Genomic DNA, 20,655 nt, shown 5'->3' on the forward strand with positions numbered 1-20,655 from the left:
GTCTTCACGGCCTTGGTGCGATGGCGGGACATGTTTCTCCAGTAACTGACTGTCCGGGTCGAGCCGTGTGGCAGACAGGTGACTTCAGTGGACCGCCGCGCAGGCGGCAGCCGTACCGCTGACGCGTACTCCTTGGGCGGGAATGCGGATGCCGCACGACAGCCTCAGCTGGGCGGGCAGCTCGTTCTCGGCACCGACGTGCGCATGGCAGCCCACCACCGCCTCACGAAGGAGCGATGCGCTGCCGATGGAGGCGTCGTGGTCCACCACTGAGTCGTGGATCTGTGCGCCCTCGGCGACCGTGACGCCCTCGCCGATGATGGAACGGTCGACAACCGCGTGCGGACCGATGACGGCGCGCGGTCCGATCGTCGAGCCGCCGGTGATGCGGGCTGTCGGGGCGATGGCGGCCGTGGGATGGATCAGAGCCTCGGCCGGCCGCTCCACGAGGGGAGAGGTCGCCTTGCCGGTGACCAGGTCGGCGGAGCCGTGGACGAAGGCCAGCGGGGTGCCGAGGTCACGCCAGTAGTCGTCCGTGGTGTGGCCGAACACGCGCTTCCCCTGGGCGACGAGTTCCGGGAACGTCTCCTGTTCGACGGAGACTTCACGGCCGGTCGGGATGGAGTCGAGCACGGAGCGGCGGAAGACGTAGCAGCCGGCGTTGACCTGGTCGGTAATGCATTCCTCGGCGGTCTTGGGCTTCTCCAGGAAGGACAGCACCCGTCCGGCCTCGTCGGTCGGTACGAGGCCGAAGGCGCGCGGGTCGGAGACGCGGGTGAGGTGCAGGGTGACGTCCGCTTCCCGCGCCTCGTGCCGCTGAAGGACGTCCCGCAGGTCAAGGCCGGACAGGATGTCGCCGTTGAGGATCAGGACCGGCGCGTCCGCTGGACCACGCAGCAGTCGCCCGGCGTTGCGGATCGCACCGCCCGTGCCGAGCGGCACCTCCTCGACTGCGTAGGAGATCTCCAGGTCCCGGGTGAAGTCCCTGAACTCCTCCTCGAAGAGGCCGGCGAGATACGAGGTGGCGAACACCACGTGCCCGACCCCGGCGTCCATGAGCTTGGCGATCTGGTGCCGGATGAAGGAGGAGCCCGCGACGCTGAGAAGCGGCTTCGGGGTGTGGTTCGTCAGGGGGCGCAAGCGGGTTCCCTTGCCGCCCACCAGGATGATGGCTTCTTGCATGATGGCCTCGCTCGGTCAGCTGGTGGCGTCGGCGCCAGGGCCTGCGTAGTCGGAGGTGAAGCAGGACTTGATGGCCTTCTCCGTGAGGGGGCGTCCCGCGAAGTCGAGCCGGGAGGCGACCTTGTCGTCAGGCTTGGTGTTCGGGTCGTCGTCGAACCAGATCGACCACCAGTAGACGCCCTGCATCTGCCGGTCCTGGACGACCTGGCAGACGGCGGTGTACCAGTTGGCCTGCACTCTGGGGTTGACGGCGCGCTTCGTGTAGAAGTCGCCGGGAGCGTGGTAGGCGCCGTTCATGGCGCCGATGCCGGCCTCGGCGATGACGATGTTCGGCAGCGAGCCGGTGGCCTTCTTGTCCAGCCAGTCGTTCCAGCCCTCGACCAGGGTCTTGACGCGTGCGGTGTCCGCCACCTTGACGGGGAAGTAGGCGTCGACGCCGAGGTGGTTGACCGGCATGTTGATGCGGCCGGACACGTAGTTGTCCCAGTTGGCGTCGTAGGCGACCTCGCCAGAGAAGGTCTTCTCGGCGAAGGCGACCAGGGCGTCCCAGCCTGGGTCGCCCTCCAAGGAGTTGAGCTCGGTGCCGACCACGAAGGTGTTCGCCTTCGTTTTCTCGGCGGCTTCGAGATACGGGGTGAGGAACTGCTTGTACGACGCGAACCAGGCGGAGCGCGAGGCAGGTTCGATGTTGCCGCGCCAGCCGTCCGGCGGGTTCAGGGACTTCTCGTCCATGATCGGGCGGAGCGTGGTGCGGAAACCGGCGTCCTCGAACACCTTCAGTACCCGCTGGAGGCGTTCCGGGGACGGTGTCTTGGCCCCGGCCGAGAGTTCGTTGGATGCGACGCCCTCGGTGAAGAAGGGGAAAGAGATGGACACCGAGTTCGCGCCCAGGCCGATGAGGTACTCGGCGTGCTTGCGGGCCTGGTTCTCGATGAACGTGTCGGAGCGCTTCTTCTTCTCCTCCTCCCAGTAGAGCTGTACGCCCCACTGCGCCATGCCGGCCTTCCAGGGCTTGGCGACCTTGAGGGCGTCGGCGGAGGAAGGGGGAGAGGGGGAGGACGCGGATGTCGAAACGGTGGCGTCGTCGGACGGGGTGGCGGACTCCTCGGCGTCGCCCCTCACGATTCTGGGCAGGGCCGAGCCCGACTCCCAGCGCACCGGGTGGTCGCCGAGGACGAAGGGGGTACCCAGAACGATGGTGAGGACGGTCACCGGGAAGATGGCGAGCAAGGGCAGTCGCGAGCGCATGTCAGTTGTCTTCCGGGCGGTCAGGCGGGCTTGGCGATCACGACGAACTTGTTCTCCTCGCGACGGACGAACTTCAGGAAGCCCTTGAAGCCGCCGAGCCCTTCCAGTACGGAGAAGACGGGGATGAGCGCGACCACCACGATCGGCTCCCACCACTTGCGCCGGCCGCTGACCGACGCGAGCGCGTTCAGCCGCAGCCCCTCCCAGTAGGTCCAGATCACGTAGGCGAAGTTGAGGGCCCAGAGGATCACGATGGACTGGGTCACGGGCGAGGTGTTCATGTCGTTGATGAGCCAGCCGAGGAGCAGCACGGCGCCGATGTGCTGGAGGGGGCCGAGGATCCAGGTGGCCACACAGATCGACAGGAACCAGCGGTAACGCAGCGGCACGGCCCTGTTGAAGCAGAGCGCCACCAGGCCCCAGGCCCACCGGTCGCGCTGCTTGACGAAGTCGGCCGCGCTGGCGGGGGAGGCGCCGTAGCAGCGGCCGTTGAACCAGTCGCTGCGGCCCGGGTACCTGCGGCAGAAGGTCAGGGCGAGGCGGGCGTCCTCGACGATCTCCTTGGGACCGAAGTCCCAGCCGATCTCGGCCTCGATGGACGCGCGTAGCACCAGCAGCTCGCCGTGCACACCGGCGGCCGGGGTGCCCATGCCGGTCAGTGCGCGGAAGCGGGCGATGTCGTCGGCGGGGCGCACCGCGTCCGCGAGCCAGGTGAAGAGGTTGACCGCGTTCTCGCGGGGATACGTGAGGATGCCCTGGGCCATGTGCTTGGCCTTGTCGGGGTGGGCCCGGCGCTGGCGGTTGATGAACTGGGCGAGCGAGGACGCGGTGTCGGGGCCGACGCCGGTGTCGTCGTCCATGTGCAGCACCCAGACGTAGTCGAGGGCCTCGCCCTCCGCGATGCGCAGCTCGTGGGCGTAGTGGTTGGCGCGGGCCTTGAAACGGGTGCCGTTGGCCGGGACGTAGTCCTTGGGGACCGTGATCACCCGGATCAGCGGGTGCGAGTCGGCGAGCCGGTCGATGTCCTCCGCCGCCTCGCAGCCCTCCTCGGTGAGGATGTCGACGCGCATGTAAGGGAACCACTCCGGCAGGTGCTCGACGTACGAGAGGATCGAGCGCTCCAGGGCCGGGTAGGTGTCATGCCGTCCGATGGTCGGGCACAGGACGATCAGGAAGTCCTGCTCGGCCGGCGCGGGAGGGACCATCTTGCCGCTCTTGCGGACCCGGCGGCGGATCAGCAGCGCACCCTGGATGCCGACCATCACACCGACCACCGGCAGGGACCAGACGACGGTCAGGGCCCAGCTCAGCAGCGACGAGCTGGGCCGGTAGGTCCACAGCCCGAAGGCGACCAGCAGGACGAAGGGCAGCAGGAACGGGAGGATCCCCGGCTTCCACGCCGCAGTGCGCTTGGCCAGCTTCTGATTGTGCCGCGAGTACGGCAGACCCCCGTCGACGACTGTCGTTGCCATGACGTGCGCAACTCCCATGAGATCGGTGGTGCGTTGAGGCAGCGACAGATCTCGGCCGAGGCACGACGGAGCGCGCCACGGCACATTCACTCTGGGTTTTGCCCCCCAACGCCTTCTTTGGCGCTATCGGCCACTCACCAGTCAGAAGCCCCCCCAGGCGCCTAAACCACTGGCCGAACAGGAATGCGATTGTGCCACATGAGTTCGAGCTGAAGTGTTGCCCGTGTGAAAAATGTGCGTGAAGAGTAAATCAACTCAGGTTTTGTGGAGCGATCTCCAGTCGAAGTTCCCCTGTCGGTCATTCGCGCCGCCGGTGATGACCAGCGGTGAACCATATGTCCGCTTCACGTCCTCGTTGGTGTTCTTGCCCCGGGGCGAGGACACGTTGTCGTACGAAAGCGCCTGGCCCCACACGGTCCAGAGCACCCACGGCGTGGCCGAAAGGGTGCGCGGCTGTGCCGCGTTGAGCGGAACGTGGAAGGACTCGGCCATGATCCGGGGCTTGTGGTACTGCTCCAGTCCGCGGTACCAGACCTCGGTCCAGGTCTCTCCGTGGAAGGGCCGCGACGGGGTGTCGCTGTAGTCGTCCACCCCCACGATGTCCACGTACCGGCTGCCCGGGTAGTAGTCCCGCGGCTCCTGCCCGTAGGTGCCGTCCCAGGAGTTCGGTGACCAGACGAAGATCAGGTTGTGCAGGCCGCGGCTGCCCACGAGGTAGTCGTGCATGATGCGCCACAGCTTCCGGTACGCGCCCGGGTCCTGCCCTGCCCACCAGAAACCGCCCTTGCCAGGGGCCGTGTTCATCTCGTGGTAGGGGCGGAGGAGGACCGGTACCCCGAGGGCCGCGAGGTACTGGAGGTGGTCGGCGAGATAGCTCAGGTCGAGCAGCAGCTCCCTGTGCTCGTCGCTGCCCTGGGTGACCACCCGTCCGAACCAGCCGGAATCGTTCGCCGCGGGCGAGTTGCGGCGCATTGTCTGCTTGTACCCCTTCACCTCGCTGCCCGGGTACGGCTGGTGGAAGGAGAAGCCGACGATGCCGGCCGGGCCGCCGCCGTTGTGCGGAAGGCTGACCGTGGTACCGGACGCGCAGTCCTCGCGGGTGCCGGTCGGGTTGTACGAGCCGTCCGCCTCGCGCGGCAGGCCCGCCCATACGCCGACGGCCAGGTCCACCGCGTCCTCGGCGTATCCCCAGTGGGGGCGGCAACTCGGCCATGCCGACCGCGAGTAGGACCGCGGCTCGCCCACCCCCCAGCCCTGTCCGCCGTAGCCGGGTCCGAGGTCTACCTCCACGAAGCCGGGCAGCCGTCCCGTGATGTCCCGGACCTTGCGGTAGTAGTAGCCAGGCTGCTTCACGCCCCGGTAGTCGCCGTACTGCGCGTTGTACCGCTCGTTCTGGAGCTCGACGTGCTGGCCGATCACGGTGCGGGTGGAGCGCCCGCGGCGTGCGTCGTTCTCGAGGCCGGCCAGCAGCGCGTAGACCCGGCGCGCGGCGGCCGTCGCCTGCGGATCCCGGTCCCGCAGGTCGGTCGGGACCAGCGTCGGCCTGCGCTCGGCGGCCTCCGGCCAGGCCCATAGCGTCAACGGCGTCAGCAGGGCGGCACAGGCGCCCGCCCCGATGAGCTGCACTCGCCCTCGCATACGCATGGTCCCAGCCCTTTCCCCCGGCGATCTGCGAGGAGATTCTGCCCCGTCTACGGATGAAGCAGGGGATCCCTCAGGACGCCGGGGAGTTGGCCGCCGCCGACGCCTGTGCCTCGCCGCGGCGGCGGATCTGCCGGAACGTGAACTCGGCGAGGTCGTCGCCCGTGGTGAAGACCGCGCTGTCCTTCTGCGTCACGTTCTTGCCGTTGGTGAAGCCGGAGACCGTGAAGTACGCGTAGCGCCCGTACGAGTTGGCCGTGGAGCGGCAGACCGCCGTGGTGCAGAAGGCCGGGACGCCGGAGCCGGACAGGGAGGCGACATTGCCCTTGTCCCACTCCTGCTTGGCCTTGGTGGCCTTGGCCTCGGTGTCGAACAGGGCGACGCCGACGGTGACCGCGACGCCTTTCCTGGAGTACGTGGCACGGATTACGCGGGTGCAGTCGTTGCTGGTCAGGACCTTGGCGAGCGCGCCCCGGACCGCCGTCGCGCACTTCGTCGTGCTGCTGGTGGAGCCCTTCTTGTAGATCCGCTCACCCATCGTCAGGCTGCTGCCGGGAAAGAGGGTGTCCGCGCTGAGCGGCGCGGTGTCCTTCTTGACGCTGGAGACGAAGTCCTTCGGGTCCAGCGGGGGCGGGGCAGTGGTCGCCTCGAAGGACGGGCCGGGCTGTGTGGTGTCGCTGGGGATGTCCGCGGAGGTGGGGAGCTCGTCGGCGGGCTGGTTCGACGCCGAGCTGCTGTTTGCGGAGACGACCGCCATGGCCACGAGCGCGCCGACCACGACCGTGGCCAGGGCGCTGCCGCCTATCCACAGCCACCTGCGGCGGCGGGCGCGCGCCTCCGAGGCCTCGGCGAGCGCCGCCCAGTCGGGAGTATCCGAACCCGAACCCCAGTTGGGGGGACCCGCATCCGGCCCCCCGGGGCCCCACTGAGGCCCTCCTTGCCCAAAGCTCATGGGGCGCATCTTAGACGTGCCGAACGGGGGCGCGAACACGCGCAAGCGGGGCCGGTGGAGGGCCCGTTCGGGCCGATCGTCATTCCTTCCCTTTGTGGTGTGCCCGTGCGGGCTGTCTGCGCGGGACGCCGCATGGGCGGCGGCATCGTGAACACGGTTGCCGCCGGCGGCGGCGACGCTGCGATGCCTGGTGTGGCCGGGCGGGCCTGAGCCGTGCGCTGACGGTTCCCGTCGCGCGGCGGGGGGCCCCGACGGCGGGCGGTTCCGCGTCGCGCGGCGGCGGTCCCGCACCTCGCCGTCAGCCGCTCGGCCACACGCTCGGGCTCGCGACCCTCCGTAGATCCGGTCACCCAGGGCGACCGGCCGTACGTAGTGGGCACGCGTGCGTGCCGACCCCGATCCGCGGCGGGGGCTACTCCCTTCCGTATGTCTCTGATCCGTATGTCTCTATGAGGCCGCCTCTTCGCGGGCGCCCCTGGGCGGTCCTTCCGGGCCGGCCGCCCCTGGGTGGTCCTTCCGGGAGGTCCCCCTGGGCGGTCCCCGAGGCGGTCCTCCCGGGGCGGTCCTCCCGAGGCGGTCCTCCCGGGGAAGCGCCGCTGCGGCCGGAGCCGGGGTGCCGCAGACGGCCGCGAGCCGGGCTCATCGGGGTAGCCGGGGCGCGCCGCGGGTGCGGTGTGCGTGCGCGCCGATGGCGGTGCCACTGTGACGCCGGCTTTCGGGGGACTCCCAGCCTGTGCCCGCTCCCGGGCGACGCCCGGCGGAGGCCGGCTGCGCGGCGCCGCCGGGAGCGAAGCCCCGACGCACCGCCGCAGGGAAGCCCCGCGACGCGGTGCCGCCGTGCGAGGCCCCGCGACGCGGTGCCGCCGGGCGAACGCCCGACGCGCCGCCGCCCGGCGAAGGCCCCCGACGCGGCGCCGCCCGGCGAAGGCCCCCGACGCGGCGCCGCTCGGCGCAGGCCCCCGACGGGCCGCCGCCCGGCGAAGGCCCCCGACGCGGCGCCGCTCGGCGCAGGCCCCCGACCCGGCGCGTTCGGCGCAGGGCCCACGACTCGGCGCCGCCCTGCTCAGGTCCCCACGCGGCCGCGAACGGTCTCCGTGGCGGTTAACCTGGAGGTGCAGGGCCGCCCACGGCGGTCGAGTGCCGACTGCGAACGGCCCCCGGCCCCGCGTTTTGACCCATACGGGCAGGCGCGGGTATCCTGCTTGTTCGTTATGTGTATTGGCTTGCTCAATCTCACGTGAGGGGCCCTTACACCGGTCCACCGGGCCGATGACCAGCGGCAAGCACTCGGTTGCGTCACCGATGTGCGGCCAGGGCTGTCGTGATCGTCCGTGGTGGCCTTGTCAGGACCCACTCACTGAAGAAGCGAAGGCTACGAACCGTGCGTACGTACAGCCCCAAGCCCGGCGATGTCACCCGCCAGTGGCACGTCATCGACGCCCAGGACGTTGTCCTGGGTCGTCTGGCATCGACTGCCGCCACCCTTCTGCGGGGCAAGCACAAGCCGATCTACGCGCCCCACGTCGACGCTGGTGACTTCGTCATCATCATCAACGCGGACAAGGTGCACCTCTCCGGCAACAAGCGGACCCAGAAGATGGCGTACCGCCACTCGGGCTACCCGGGCGGTCTCCGCTCGATCCGCTACGACGAGCTGCTCGCGAAGAACCCGGAGAAGGCCATCGAGAAGGCCGTCAAGGGCATGCTCCCCAAGAACACCCTGGGCCGTCAGATGCTCTCCAAGCTGAAGGTCTACTCGGGCGACCAGCACCCGCACGCTGCCCAGCAGCCGGTGCCGTTCGAGATCACCCAGGTCGCGCAGTAAGTCCGGCCACCCCTAAGACTGAAGAGAATCTGAGGAGAATCGTGGCCGAGACCACCGTTGAGCAGCCGCTCGAGGACGTCGCCGACGTCGAGCACTACACCACCGAGTCGGAGGTCCCCGTCGAGGGCGAGTACACCTCCGAGTCCCTCGCTTCCCGCTTCGGCGAGCCGCAGCCGGCCGCCGGCCTGGGTCGCCGCAAGAACGCCATCGCCCGCGTCCGGATCGTCCCGGGCACCGGCAAGTGGAAGATCAACGGTCGCACCCTCGAGGACTACTTCCCGAACAAGGTGCACCAGCAGGAAGTCAACGAGCCCTTCAAGGTGCTCGAGCTCGAGGGCCGCTACGACGTCATCGCCCGTATCGCGGGTGGCGGCGTCTCCGGCCAGGCCGGCGCCCTGCGCCTCGGCGTGGCCCGCGCCCTGAACGAGGCGGACGTGGACAACAACCGCGGCGCGCTGAAGAAGGCCGGCTTCCTGCGCCGCGACGACCGTGCGGTCGAGCGGAAGAAGGCCGGTCTGAAGAAGGCCCGCAAGGCCCCGCAGTACAGCAAGCGCTAATCGCTGCTGCTTGTACAGCACTTTCGCCCCGGCGGCACGCAGTGTGCTGCCGGGGCGTTCGTTTATCACAGGCGTGCGGCGTATAACGGCATGAGGCCATGAGGCCATGAGCCCATAAGGCCATGAGGCGTTCATACGCCTGCCTGGTCGGACTGTTTCCGAAGCTTCCTGAGCCTCCCCCACCGCTTGATGCGTGGGAGGCACCCGCAGAAATTCTGAAAGTTCGGAGGACACCAGTGGGACGACTCTTCGGCACGGACGGCGTGCGCGGTGTCGCCAACGCGGATCTGACGGCTGAGCTCGCGCTCGGCCTGTCTGTCGCGGCGGCGCACGTGCTCGCCGAGGCGGGCACCTTCGAAGGCCACCGGCCGGTGGCGGTGGTCGGGCGGGACCCGCGCGCGTCCGGGGAGTTCCTCGAGGCCGCGGTGGTCGCGGGCCTGGCCAGCGCCGGTGTCGACGTCCTGCGTGTCGGCGTGCTGCCCACCCCCGCGGTGGCGTATCTCACCGGCGAGCTGGGCGCCGACCTCGGCGTGATGCTCTCCGCCAGCCACAACGCGATGCCCGACAACGGCATCAAGTTCTTCGCCCGCGGCGGCCACAAGCTCGCCGACGAGCTCGAGGACAAGATCGAGGCCGTGTACGAGGAGCACCGCACCGGTGCCCCCTGGGACCGTCCCACGGGCGCGGGCGTCGGCCGCGTGAAGTCGTACGACGAGGGCTTCGAGCGGTACGTCACGCACCTCCTCGGCGTCCTGCCGAACCGGCTCGACGGGCTGAAGGTCGTCCTCGACGAGGCGCACGGCGCGGCCGCCGGCGTCTCGCCCGAGGCGTTCAAGCGGGCCGGTGCCGAGGTCGTCACGATCGGCGCCGACCCCGACGGGCTGAACATCAACGACGGCTGCGGCTCCACCCATCTGGACCTGCTGAAGGCCGCCGTCGTCGAGCACGGCGCCGACCTCGGCATCGCGCACGACGGCGACGCCGACCGCTGCCTCGCCGTGGACCACACGGGTGCCGAGGTGGACGGCGACCAGATCCTCGCCGTGCTCGCTCTGGCGATGCGCGAGCGCGGTGCCCTGCGCGAGGACACCGTCGTCGCGACCGTCATGTCCAATCTGGGCTTCAAGCTCGCCATGGAGCGCGAGGGCCTGTTCCTCGTGCAGACCGCCGTCGGCGACCGCTATGTGCTCGAGGAGATGAAGGAGAACGGCTACGCGCTGGGCGGCGAGCAGTCCGGGCACGTGATCATCCTCGACCACGCCACGACCGGTGACGGCACGCTGACCGGCCTTCTCCTGGCGGCGCGGGTCGCCGAGACGGGCCGGGCGCTCGCGGACCTGGCCGCCGTCATGGAGCGTCTGCCGCAGGTGCTCGTCAACGTTCCGGACGTCGACAGGTCCCAGGTGCACACCTCCGCCGAGCTGACCGCCGCGGTCGTCGACGCGGAGCGCGAGCTGGGCTCCACGGGCCGGGTGCTGCTGCGCCCGTCCGGCACCGAGCCGCTCGTACGCGTCATGGTGGAGGCCGCCGACATCGAGCAGGCGCGCTCGGTGGCCGGGCGGCTCGCCGACGTGGTGAAGTCGGCTCTCGGTTAGGCCGACAGGACCTGGGGGGCTCGGTCAGAGCCTGCTCTTCGCGGCGGTACGTTCACGCTGCCTGTTCCAGAACAGCTTCTGGGCGAGCAGCGTGAGCGTACCGGCGAGGACGATGCCGAGCAGGTTGAGCAGGAGCTGTTCGGTGGAGCCCAGGGTCTGGGCGGTGTCGCCGTAGCTGAGCGCCACGGCCGCGTTCGCGGCCGCCGGGACGGTCGTCACGGAGATGGCGACGCCGACCAGGGCGCCCGACTTCGCGGAGGTCAGCGAGAGCGTTCCGGCGGCGCCCGCGAGGACGGCCACGACGAACGAGAACCAGTCGGGGGCGTAGATGAAGCCCGTGTTGGGCCGGTCCGCCTCCAGCTGCGCCTCGCTGAACAGCCCGACCCAGTCCATGAAGAGGCTGAAGACCACCGTCATCAGCATCGCGATGGCGAACCCCGCGAGCAGAGCCGTCACCGCGCGCAGGGCCAGGCGCGGTGCGCGCCGCACCAGGGCCGTGCAGATCCCGGCCAGGGGCCCGAACTCCGGGCCGACCGCCATCGCGCCCACGATCAGGATCGCGTTGTCGAGGACCACACCGCAGGCCGCGATCATCGTGGCGAGCGTGATGAAGGCGACATACGTGACGGAGAGCGTCGACTCCTCGTGCGTGGCGTCGGTCAGGTGTTCCCACAGCACCGCGTCCGCGGCCTCGCCCGGCGCCTCCTCCTCGGCCTTGTCGGCGCGCTTGGACAGCGACAGGTCGATGTTCTCGACGGCGATCGAGCCCCGCTCGTGGATGCCGAGGGTCTGCAGCCCGGAGAGGAGTTCGTCGCCGGCCTCGCGGGCGACGTCGCACAGCACCACGTCGCCGGCGGGGTTGCGGGCGGCGCCCGGCAGCACGGCGAGATGTGTCGTGCCGGGGGTCCGCTCGATGAGGCGCACCGCCTCTTCGGTGACGTCCGCCGGGGTGATCAGGCGCAGATGCAGCATGGCGGCAGGGTAACCGGCGCTGTTTGCGCCGGCGTCACGGCTTCCGGGCCTCGGCGGTCACAGCTTGCGCAGGCTCAGCCGCTGCACCTTGTGGTCCGGGCCCTTGCGCAGGACGAGGGTGGCGCGGCCGCGCGTGGGCGCCACGTTCTGCAGAAGATTGGGCTTGTTGATGGTCCGCCAGGTCCTGCGCGCGTAGTCGAGGGCCTCCTCCTCGGAGACCTGGGTGTACTTCCGGAAGTACGAGGACGGGTTCTGGAAGGCCGTCTCGCGCAGCCTGCGGAAACGGTTCAGGTACCAGCTCTCGATGTCCTCGGTGCGCGCGTCCACGTACACGCTGAAGTCGAAGTAGTCGGCGAGGCCGACCCGGGTGCGGCCGTCCTTGCCCGGCAGCGCGGGCTGCAGGACGTTGAGGCCCTCGACGATCAGGATGTCGGGGCGGCGGACCGTCAGCTTCTGGCCGGGCACGATGTCGTAGATCAGGTGTGAGTAGACGGGGGCCGTCACCTCGTCCTTGCCCGCCTTGATGTCGGCGACGAAGCGGGTGAGGGCGCGGCGGTCGTACGACTCGGGGAAGCCCTTGCGCGACATCAGGCCGCGCGCCTCGAGCTCCTTGGTGGGGAGCAGGAAGCCGTCGGTGGTGACCAGTTCGACGCGGGGGTGCTCGGGCCAGCGGGAGAGCAGGGCCTGCAGCAGACGGGCGACGGTGGACTTGCCGACCGCCACGGACCCCGCGACTCCTATGACGAAGGGCGTGCCGGACTGCGAGCCCTTCTCGCCGAGGAAGGTGTTGAGCGCGCCGCGCAGCCCGCTCGTCGAGCCGACGTACAGATTGAGCAGGCGGGACAGCGGCAGATAGATGTCCCGCACCTCGTCGAGGTCGATGACGTCGCCCAGACCGCGCAGTCTCTCGACCTCCTCCGCGGTCAGCGGCAGTGGCGTCTTGGCGCGCAGGGCGCTCCACTCGGCACGGGTGAGGTCGACGTAGGGAGTCGCCTCCGGCCTTGACCGGTGGGCGCTCCGCGGCGGCGAGGAGACCGGAGAGATCACAGTCCATTGTTACGGGAGTTTGAACACCGCGGGGCGTGGGGTCGGTCACGCGGGTATCTCCGGCATTCCGGCCACGTGCAGCACGAGGTCTGGACCAGCGTTCCGCACGGGGATACGGTCCCGCCACCCGGTGCCGAGCCGCGCACCGGGGTCGCAGGGGGTTTGGGGGTCGCCATGTCCGTACATCTTCGTGTTTTCGCCCGTCGCCGAGCCGCGGCGGGAGATGCGAGGACGGCTGCGCGGGCAGGTGTGCGGGCGGATTTCGAAGGGCGCGTCTGCAGCGAACTGTCCGCCGATCTGCCCGACGAGGACCTGGGCGAGGACCTCGGCGATGTCCTGGACCTCTACGAGATGGGCAGCAAGCCGCGGTGCGAGGAGGCCGAGTACCTGGAGCTGGTCCAGGAGGCGATCGAGCGCATCGAGCGGGGGGAGTAACCCTCTGGATCCACAAGCCGGTACCACGGGGTGCACGAGGTGGCGGCCGGCCGGCCGGGTGCGTGGCAAACCTCCCGGTGCATAACACAAGATGGCCGGATCTGCCGGAAACGCGCGGCCGGTGAAGAGGGTGAAACGACCTTCAAGTCGTGGGGGGTGAGGGCTCGCCGTAGGCTGCGGCCATGTGCGGAATCGTGGGTTACGTCGGCTCGCAGCCGGCGCTTGATGTCGTCCTCGCCGGGCTGAAGCGGCTGGAATACCGGGGCTATGACTCGGCCGGTGTCGCCGTGCTCGCCGACGGTGGGCTGGCCGCCGCCAAGAAGGCCGGGAAACTCGGCAACCTGGAGAAGGAGCTGGCCGAGCGGCCGCTGCCGACCGGTTCCACGGGCATCGGACACACCCGCTGGGCCACCCACGGAGGGCCCACGGATGCGAACGCACATCCGCACCTCGACAACGCGGGCCGTGTCGCGATCGTGCACAACGGCATCATCGAGAACTTCGCCGCCCTGCGCGCCGAACTGGCGGAGCGGGGGCACGAGCTGGCGTCCGAGACGGACACCGAGGTCGTCGCGCACCTGCTCGCCGAGGAGTTCTCCGGCTGCGCGGACCTCGCCGAGGCGATGCGGCTGGTGTGCCGGCGTCTGGAGGGCGCGTTCACGCTGGTCGCCGTGCATGCGGACGACCCGGATGTGGTGGTCGGGGCGCGGCGGAACTCGCCGCTGGTGGTGGGCGTTGGGGAAGGTGAGTCCTTCCTCGCCTCGGACGTCGCCGCCTTCATCGCCCATACGCGCTCGGCGATCGAGCTGGGGCAGGACCAGGTGGTCGAGCTGCGGCGCGACGGGGTGACGGTCACCGACTTCGACGGCCGGCCCGCCGACGTGCGCTCGTACCACGTGGACTGGGACGCCGAGGCGGCCGAAAAGGGGGGTTATGACTACTTCATGCTCAAGGAGATCGCCGAGCAGCCCAAGGCGGTCGCCGATACGTTGCTGGGGCGCATCGACGCCTCGGGTTCCCTGACGCTGGACGAGGTCCGCATCCCGGGCTCCGTGCTGCGGGAGGTCGACAAGGTCGTCATCGTCGCGTGCGGTACGGCATTTCACGCCGGACTGATCGCGAAGTACGCCATCGAGCACTGGACGCGGATTCCCTGCGAGGTGGAGCTCGCCAGCGAGTTCCGCTACCGGGACCCCATCCTCGACCCGGGGACGCTGGTCATCGCCATCTCGCAGTCCGGCGAGACCATGGACACCCTCATGGCGCTGCGGCACGCCCGAGAGCAGGGCTCCAAGGTGCTGGCGATCTGCAACACCAACGGCTCGACGATCCCGCGCGAGTCCGACGCCGTGCTGTACACGCACGCGGGTCCGGAGGTCGCCGTCGCCTCCACCAAGGCGTTCCTGACGCAGCTCGTCGCCTGCTATCTGGTGGCGCTCTATCTGGGCCAGGTGCGCGGCACCAAGTGGGGCGACGAAATCCACGCCGTCGTCAGGGACTTGGCGAAGATCGCCGACCAGGTCGAGCGGGTCCTGGAGACCATGGAACCGGTGCGGGAACTGGCGCGTTCGCTCGCCGACAAGGACACCGTGCTGTTCCTGGGCCGCCATGTGGGCTATCCCGTAGCCCTGGAAGGCGCGCTGAAGCTCAAGGAGCTCGCGTACATGCACGCCGAGGGCTTTGCGGCGGGCGAGCTGAAGCACGGGCCGATCGCCCTCATCGAGGACGACCTGCCGGTGGTCGTCGTGGTCCCGTCGCCGCGCGGACGCTCGGTACTGCACGACAAGATCGTTTCGAACATACAGGAGATCCGGGCGCGCGGTGCCCGGACGATCGTGATCGCGGAGGAGGGGGACGAGACGGTCGTCCCGTACGCCGACCACCTGATCCGTGTCCCGGCCACGCCGACGCTGCTCCAACCGCTCGTCGCCACCGTGCCGCTGCAGGTCTTCGCCTGCGAGCTGGCCACGGCGCGCGGCAACGAGGTGGACCAGCCGCGCAACCTCGCGAAGTCTGTGACGGTGGAGTGATGAGGGCGCGCGCTGTCGGCACCGGCGGAGCGGCCGGGGGAGCGAGATCGTGATCATCGGGGTGGGCATCGACGTCGCCGAGATCGACCGGTTCCGCAAGTCCATGGAACGCACGCCCGGGATGGCCCGACGGCTGTTCGTGGAGCGGGAGTTGCTGCTGCCCAGCGGGGAGCGGCGCGGCATAGCCTCACTGGCCGTCCGTTTCGCGGCCAAGGAAGCCATCGCCAAGGCCCTCGGCGCCCCGGCCGGCCTGCACTGGACGGACGCGGAGGTCTACGTGGAGGACAGCGGCCAGCCGCGCGTACGCGTACGGGGCACGGTCGCGGCCCGCGCGGCCGAACTGGGCGTCCGCTCCTGGCACGTGTCGCTGAGCCATGACGCGGGGGTGGCTTCGGCGGTGGTGATCGCGGAGGGGTGACTACCGCCGCACTGCTGCACCGCTGTGGCACAGCCACGCGTCAGGGCGCACCGAAAAGCAACGGCACCCCCGGCTAGGGGAGACTCGACGGCATGCGTACTGCGTACAGCGTGGAAACCGTAAGGACAGCCGAACGCACCCTCATGGCGAGGCTCCCGGAGGGAACCCTCATGCAGCGCGCAGCGGCAGGCCTCGCCGCCGCATGCGCGGAGTTGCTGGGCCGCGTCTACGGCACCCGCATCGTCCTCCTCGTCGGCAGCGGCGACAACGGCGGCGACGCCCTCTACGCGGGCGCCCGCCTGGCCCGCCGCGGCGCGGGCGTGACGGCGGTACTGCTGGCGGCCGAGGACCGAACCCACCCAGGGGGCCTCGCGGCCCTGCGGGCGGCCGGGGGGAGCACGGCCGCCCGCAGGGCCGCCGAAGCGCTGATCCACCACGCCGACCTGGTCGTCGACGGCATCGTGGGCATCGGCGGCAAGGGCGGTCTCCGCCCGGACGCCGCGCAACTGGCGGCGCTGGTCGGGGACGCGGGCGTGCCCGTCGTCGCCGTCGACCTGCCCAGCGGCATCGAGCCCGACACGGGCGAGGTCCGCGGCGAGGCGGTACGGGCCGACGTGACCGTGACATTTGGCACATACAAGCCGGGCCTGCTCATCGACCCCGCGCGGGAGCACGCGGGCACCGTCCGGCTGGTCGGCATCGGGCTCGACCTGCCGGCCGAGGCAGATCTCGAGGCGCTCCAGTACGCCGATGTGGAGCGGCTGTTGCCGGTGCCGGTTGCGGAGAGCGACAAGTACCGGCGGGGCGTCGTGGGCATCGTCGCTGGCTCCGCCCGCTATCCCGGCGCGGCCGTGCTGGCCGTCGCCGGGGCGCTGCGGGGCGGGGCCGGGGCCGTGCGCTACGTCGGGCCCGCGGGCGACGCCGTGATCGCACGCTTCCCGGAGACCCTGGTGTCCGCCGGGCCGCCCGCGAAGGCGGGCCGCGTGCAGGCCTGGGTCGTCGGACCGGGCATCGGCGACAACGCGCAGGCGGTGGCGGAGGTGCTCGGCGCCGACGTGCCGGTGCTGGTGGACGCGGACGGGCTGCGCCTCGCCGACCCGGACGCGGTGCGGGCCCGCACCGCACCGACCCTGCTCACTCCGCACGCGGGCGAGGCGGCCGCGCTGCTCGGCGTCGACCGCGCGGAGGTGGAGGGCGCACGGCTGGCGGCGGTACGGGAGCTCGCGGGGCGGTACGGGGCGACGGTGCTGCTCAAGGGTGCGACCACGCTGGTGGCCGGGCCCCGTGGGGGCGCCGTGCGGGTGAACCCGACGGGGACGCCGTGGCTGGCCACGGCCGGGAGTGGTGATGTGCTGTCGGGGCTTGCGGGGTCCTTGCTGGCGGCGGGGCTGGAGGCGCGGGACGCCGGGTCTGTCGCGGCGTATATGCATGGGCTGGCGGGGCGGTTCGCTGCGCATGGCGCGCCCACGGGTGCGCTTGAGGTGGCCGAGGCCTTGCCTCGGGCTTGGCGGGACGTCACTGCGTGACTCTCGCCACGGGGCGGACGCGCGCCCCGTTGGGGGCGGGCGCTGCGGGGCGGGCGCGGCGCCGCGGTGGTTCCGCCTGTGCCCACCTGTTCCGCCCCAGCGGAACGACTGCCCACAGGCGCAGCGGCGCCCAACGTCGCAGTGGGGTGTCGTAGGGCTCTGAGACACTGGGTGCGCCATGAATGAGACTGCCCCGTTGCGCGCCCGCGCTGAGATCGATCTGTCCGCCCTTCGGGCCAACGTGCGGACGTTGCGTGCCCTGGCGCCCGGGGCCGCGTTCATGGCCGTCGTGAAGGCGGACGCGTACGGGCACGGGATGATTCCCTGCGCGCGTGCCGCACTGGACGCGGGCGCGACCTGGCTCGGCACCGCGACGCCCGAGGAGGCGCTCGCGCTGCGGGCCGCCGGGATCGGGCCCGACCGCGCCCGCGTCATGTGCTGGCTCTGGACGCCGGGCGGCCCGTGGCGCGAGGGCATCGAGGCGGATCTCGACATCGCGGTGAGCGGGATGTGGGCCCTGCGGGAGGTCAAGGCCGCCGCGCGGCAGGCGGGCCGCCCCGCACGCATCCAGCTGAAGGCCGACACCGGCCTCGGGCGCAACGGCTGCCAGCCCGCAGACTGGCCCGAACTCATCGCCGAGTCCCTCGCCGCGCAGGCCGAGGGGCTCGTCCAAGTCACCGGCCTCTGGTCGCACTTCGCGTGCGCCGACGAGCCCGGCCACCCGTCCATCGAGGCCCAGCTCACCCTGTTCCGCGAGATGGTGGCGTACGCAGAGGCCAAGGGCGCGCGCCCCGAGGTGCGGCACATCGCCAACTCGCCGGGCACGCTGACCCTTCCGGAGACGCACTTCGATCTCGTACGACCGGGGATCGCGATGTACGGGATCTCGCCGAGCCCCGAGATCGGCACATCGGCGGACCTCGGGCTGCGTCCGGTCATGACGCTGTCCGCGTCGCTCGCACTCGTGAAGCATGTGCCGGGGGGCCATGGCGTGAGTTACGGACATCACTACGTCACACCGGGGGGCACGACTCTCGGCCTCATCCCCGTCGGTTACGGTGACGGGATCCCGCGTCATGCGTCGGGCACCGGGCCCGTGTTGGTCGGGGGCAAGCTCCGGACGGTGGCGGGGCGTATCGCGATGGACCAGTTCGTGGTCGATCTCGGAGGGGACGAGCCTCCGGCCGGCGCGGAAGCGCTGCTGTTCGGACCGGGCGACCGGGGCGAGCCGACCGCCGAGGACTGGGCACAGGCGGCGGGGACCATCGCGTACGAAATCGTCACCCGCATCGGATCGCGCGTTCCACGCGTCTATGTGAACGAGCGGCCCGAGGGCGACGAGCGGTGCGACGGCGAGGAACGGTGCGACGGCCAGGAGCGGTACGGCCAGGAGCGGTCCGACGGTGAAGCCGGCCCCGGCGGCGGACGGCGCGACGGCACGGACTGACCCGGGCGAGGCGACCGGCCCCGCGACGGGGCCCTGAGCCGGCAACCGAGCGCCCAGCACCCAGCACCGAGCGCCCAGCACCGAGCGCCGAGTACCGAGCACCAAGCACCCAGCACCGAGCCCGACGACCGGGCACCCGAGCACCGAACGCACAGCCCTATGACCGAGCACGACCCCGACGACCGAGCACCGAGTGAGGAGCGGCACGTGAGCGAGAGCAGCGCGGAGGCTGTCGCGGAAGCGGCCACGGCGGCCGCCTCTGCCACCGGCAGTTGGCGCCGCGCCGGACTGGTGGGCACCGCGATAGGCGTGATCGCCGCGGGAGCCGCCGCCGGCGTCGCCATCGAACGGATGACAGTGGGCCGCGGGATGCGCCAGAAGGCGCGGCTCGCCCTGGATTCCACCGGACCCTACGGAGCACTGCGCGGCAAGCCGGGCAAGGCGTACGCGGACGACGGCACCGAGCTGTACTACGAGATAGACGAGGTCGAGCCCGACGGCGGGACGGCGCCCCGCCGCAGGAGGCTGTTCGGCCGCAAGGCCCCGGCGCCCGTGACCGTCGTCTTCTGCCACGGCTACTGCCTCAACCAGGACTCCTGGCACTTCCAGCGGGCCGCGCTGCGCGGGGTCGTACGGACCGTGCACTGGGACCAGCGCAGCCACGGCCGCTCCGGGCGCGGTGTGGCGCAGGCCCCGGGCGTCGACGGGGACGGCGTGCCGATCTCCATCGACCAGCTGGGCCGCGATCTGAAGGCCGTCATAGACGCGGCCGCCCCGGAGGGGCCGCTCGTGCTCGTCGGGCACTCGATGGGCGGCATGACCACGATGGCGCTGGCCGGCCACTACCCGGAGCTCATCCGCGACCGTGTCGTCGGCGTGGCTCTCGTCGGTACGTCGTCCGGGCGGCTCGGCGAAGTGAACTTCGGGCTGCCGGTGGCGGGCGTCAACGCTGTGCGGCGCTTCCTGCCAGGCGTACTGAAGGCGCTGGGGCAGCGCGCCGAGCTGGTGGAACGGGGACGGCGGGCGACGGCCGACCTGTTCGCGGGGATCATCAAGCGCTACTCGTTCGCGTCCAGGGACGTCGACCCGGTGGTCGCGCGGTTCGCCGAGCGGATGATCGAGGCCACGCCGATCGACGTGGTCGCCGAGTTCTATCCGGCGTTCCACGAGCACGACAAGACCGAGGCCCTCAAGCGGTTCGCCGACGTCCCCGTTCTCGTCCTGGCCGGCGACCAGGACCTGGTCACGCCCAGCGAGCACAGCGAGGCGATCGCGGACCTGCTGCCCGACGCCGAGCTGGTGCTCGTGCCGGACGCGGGGCACCTGGTGATGCTGGAGCACCCCGAAGTGGTCACGGACCGTCTCGCGGACCTGCTCGCCAAGGTCGGTGCCGTCCCGGCAGGGGCTAACGTGGGCAGCTATGGAAGCACCGCACAACCCGGCCACTGAACAGGCCGAACCGGTCGACCGCACCAGCACCCCGACCAGCGCCCGCCTCACCGTCACCTCGCCGGAGCAGATGCAGGAGCTGGGCCGCCGCCTGGCCAAGCTGCTGCGCGCCGGCGACCTCGTGATGCTCAGCGGCGAGTTGGGGGCGGGCAAGACGACGCTGACCCGCGGGCTCGGCGAGGGCCTGGACGTGCGCGGCGCGGTCACCTCGCCGACCTTCGTCATCGCCCGCGTCCACCCGTCGCTGGGCGGGGGCCCGCCGCTGGTGCACGTGGACGCGTACCGGCTGGGCGGAGGGCTCGACGAGATGGAGGACCTGGACCTCGATGTGTCGCTGCCCGAATCCGTGATCGTCGTGGAGTGGGGCGAGGGGAAGGTCGAGGGCCTCTCGGACGACCGGCTGCAGGTCCTCATCCACCGGGCCACCGGAGACACCACGGACGAGGTGCGCGAGGTCACGCTCACGGGCTACGGCGAGCGGTGGGCGGCGACGGACCTGGCGGTGCTGGCCGCCTGACCGGCGGACTTTCGTGGGTTCACCCGTCTTCTTCGTATGTTCACCCGAAGGTGCCGACAGGATGTCGGGAAGATGTTGCGCTGTGCGGGCCGCGCGTGGTCACATGGACACCTGTACGGGTTAGGTCTGCCTAACCACGGCTGCTCCCGGAGCCCCCAGGAGGCGTCCATGTCGGCTTCTGAACGTGATGTGCCGGCTGCTGCGCAGGCGGGGGACCGGCCGGTCATGTCGCCCGAGGCGCCGCGCGCGACGGCGTCTGGGCCGCCGTCGATGCGGGAGCTGCTCGATGCCTGTGCGGCGGCTGCCGCGGTTTCGACGCCGCCGTGGGCGCCCCATCCGGTG

Annotated in this window: 17 protein-coding genes; 10 read left to right on the top strand and 7 right to left on the bottom strand. The window is 70.8% G+C overall.

Annotated elements, in window-relative coordinates; translation table 11 throughout:
* Window positions 1–84: 84 nt before the first annotated feature.
* From manB to H1D24_RS20635, 5 genes are all read right to left on the bottom strand, one after another.
* A complete protein-coding gene (gene manB / locus H1D24_RS20615) occupies window positions 85–1,182 on the bottom strand; it encodes a mannose-1-phosphate guanylyltransferase (RefSeq protein WP_181659097.1) in 1,098 nt (365 codons plus the stop codon).
* Between the two features lie 15 nt (window positions 1,183–1,197).
* Window positions 1,198–2,430, bottom strand: a complete 1,233-nt coding sequence (locus H1D24_RS20620) for a glycoside hydrolase family 113 (RefSeq protein WP_258564208.1) — start codon at window positions 2,428–2,430, stop codon at window positions 1,198–1,200.
* 20 nt (window positions 2,431–2,450) lie between these two features.
* Window positions 2,451–3,902, bottom strand: a complete 1,452-nt coding sequence (locus H1D24_RS20625; RefSeq protein ID WP_258564209.1) for a glycosyltransferase family 2 protein — start codon at window positions 3,900–3,902, stop codon at window positions 2,451–2,453.
* 255 nt (window positions 3,903–4,157) lie between these two features.
* Window positions 4,158–5,546 carry a glycoside hydrolase family 26 protein gene (locus H1D24_RS20630; protein WP_181659098.1) on the bottom strand — a complete coding sequence of 463 codons (1,389 nt, stop codon included), beginning with the start codon at window positions 5,544–5,546 and terminating at the stop codon, window positions 4,158–4,160.
* Window positions 5,547–5,616: 70 nt separating this feature from the next.
* A complete protein-coding gene (locus tag H1D24_RS20635) occupies window positions 5,617–6,495 on the bottom strand; it encodes a hypothetical protein (protein ID WP_181659099.1) in 879 nt (292 codons plus the stop codon).
* Between the two features lie 1,381 nt (window positions 6,496–7,876).
* On the opposite strand from H1D24_RS20635, the gene rplM reads away from it, so the two are divergent.
* The 3 genes from rplM to glmM all read left to right on the top strand — a co-directional run bounded on the left by rplM (window position 7,877) and on the right by glmM (window position 10,472).
* Window positions 7,877–8,320, top strand: a complete 444-nt coding sequence (gene rplM, locus H1D24_RS20640) for a 50S ribosomal protein L13 (RefSeq protein ID WP_181659100.1) — start codon at window positions 7,877–7,879, stop codon at window positions 8,318–8,320.
* Between the two features lie 41 nt (window positions 8,321–8,361).
* Window positions 8,362–8,877 carry a 30S ribosomal protein S9 gene (gene rpsI / locus H1D24_RS20645; RefSeq protein ID WP_181659101.1) on the top strand — a complete coding sequence of 172 codons (516 nt, stop codon included), beginning with the start codon at window positions 8,362–8,364 and terminating at the stop codon, window positions 8,875–8,877.
* Between the two features lie 236 nt (window positions 8,878–9,113).
* Window positions 9,114–10,472 (top strand): phosphoglucosamine mutase, encoded by a 1,359-nt coding sequence (gene glmM / locus H1D24_RS20650; RefSeq protein WP_181659102.1) that lies wholly within the window; start codon window positions 9,114–9,116, stop codon window positions 10,470–10,472.
* 24 nt (window positions 10,473–10,496) lie between these two features.
* On the opposite strand, the gene H1D24_RS20655 is transcribed toward glmM, so the two are convergent.
* Complete coding sequence (locus tag H1D24_RS20655; RefSeq protein ID WP_181659103.1) at window positions 10,497–11,444, bottom strand: DUF389 domain-containing protein; 948 nt, start codon at window positions 11,442–11,444, stop codon at window positions 10,497–10,499.
* 57 nt (window positions 11,445–11,501) lie between these two features.
* On the bottom strand, window positions 11,502–12,491 hold the full coding sequence (gene coaA / locus H1D24_RS20660) for a type I pantothenate kinase (RefSeq protein WP_181659104.1): 990 nt from the start codon (window positions 12,489–12,491) through the stop codon (window positions 11,502–11,504).
* Between the two features lie 249 nt (window positions 12,492–12,740).
* Between coaA and H1D24_RS20665 the strand changes: the two genes are divergently transcribed.
* The 7 genes from H1D24_RS20665 to tsaE all read left to right on the top strand — a co-directional run bounded on the left by H1D24_RS20665 (window position 12,741) and on the right by tsaE (window position 20,313).
* Complete coding sequence (locus H1D24_RS20665) at window positions 12,741–12,926, top strand: hypothetical protein (protein WP_181659105.1); 186 nt, start codon at window positions 12,741–12,743, stop codon at window positions 12,924–12,926.
* 182 nt (window positions 12,927–13,108) lie between these two features.
* The gene (gene glmS, locus H1D24_RS20670; RefSeq protein WP_181659106.1) at window positions 13,109–14,956 is read left to right on the top strand and encodes a glutamine--fructose-6-phosphate transaminase (isomerizing); all 1,848 of its coding nucleotides are present in this window, start codon (window positions 13,109–13,111) and stop codon (window positions 14,954–14,956) included.
* 46 nt (window positions 14,957–15,002) lie between these two features.
* Window positions 15,003–15,374 carry a holo-ACP synthase gene (locus tag H1D24_RS20675; RefSeq protein ID WP_181659196.1) on the top strand — a complete coding sequence of 124 codons (372 nt, stop codon included), beginning with the start codon at window positions 15,003–15,005 and terminating at the stop codon, window positions 15,372–15,374.
* A 92-nt stretch (window positions 15,375–15,466) separates the two neighbouring features.
* Complete coding sequence (locus H1D24_RS20680) at window positions 15,467–16,900, top strand: NAD(P)H-hydrate dehydratase (protein WP_181659107.1); 1,434 nt, start codon at window positions 15,467–15,469, stop codon at window positions 16,898–16,900.
* Between the two features lie 178 nt (window positions 16,901–17,078).
* Entirely contained in the window at window positions 17,079–18,347 is a 1,269-nt protein-coding gene (gene alr / locus H1D24_RS20685) for an alanine racemase (protein WP_181659108.1), read from the top strand.
* Window positions 18,348–18,554: 207 nt separating this feature from the next.
* Window positions 18,555–19,796 carry an alpha/beta fold hydrolase gene (locus H1D24_RS20690; protein ID WP_181659109.1) on the top strand — a complete coding sequence of 414 codons (1,242 nt, stop codon included), beginning with the start codon at window positions 18,555–18,557 and terminating at the stop codon, window positions 19,794–19,796.
* Window positions 19,768–20,313, top strand: coding sequence for a tRNA (adenosine(37)-N6)-threonylcarbamoyltransferase complex ATPase subunit type 1 TsaE (gene tsaE / locus H1D24_RS20695; protein ID WP_181659110.1), 546 nt, complete (start codon window positions 19,768–19,770; stop codon window positions 20,311–20,313). The genes H1D24_RS20690 and tsaE overlap by 29 nt, the downstream gene beginning before the upstream one ends.
* Window positions 20,314–20,655 lie beyond the last annotated feature (342 nt).

Source organism: Streptomyces himalayensis subsp. himalayensis (assembly GCF_013778455.1).
Taxonomy (GTDB): Bacteria; Actinomycetota; Actinomycetes; order Streptomycetales; family Streptomycetaceae; genus Streptomyces; species Streptomyces himalayensis.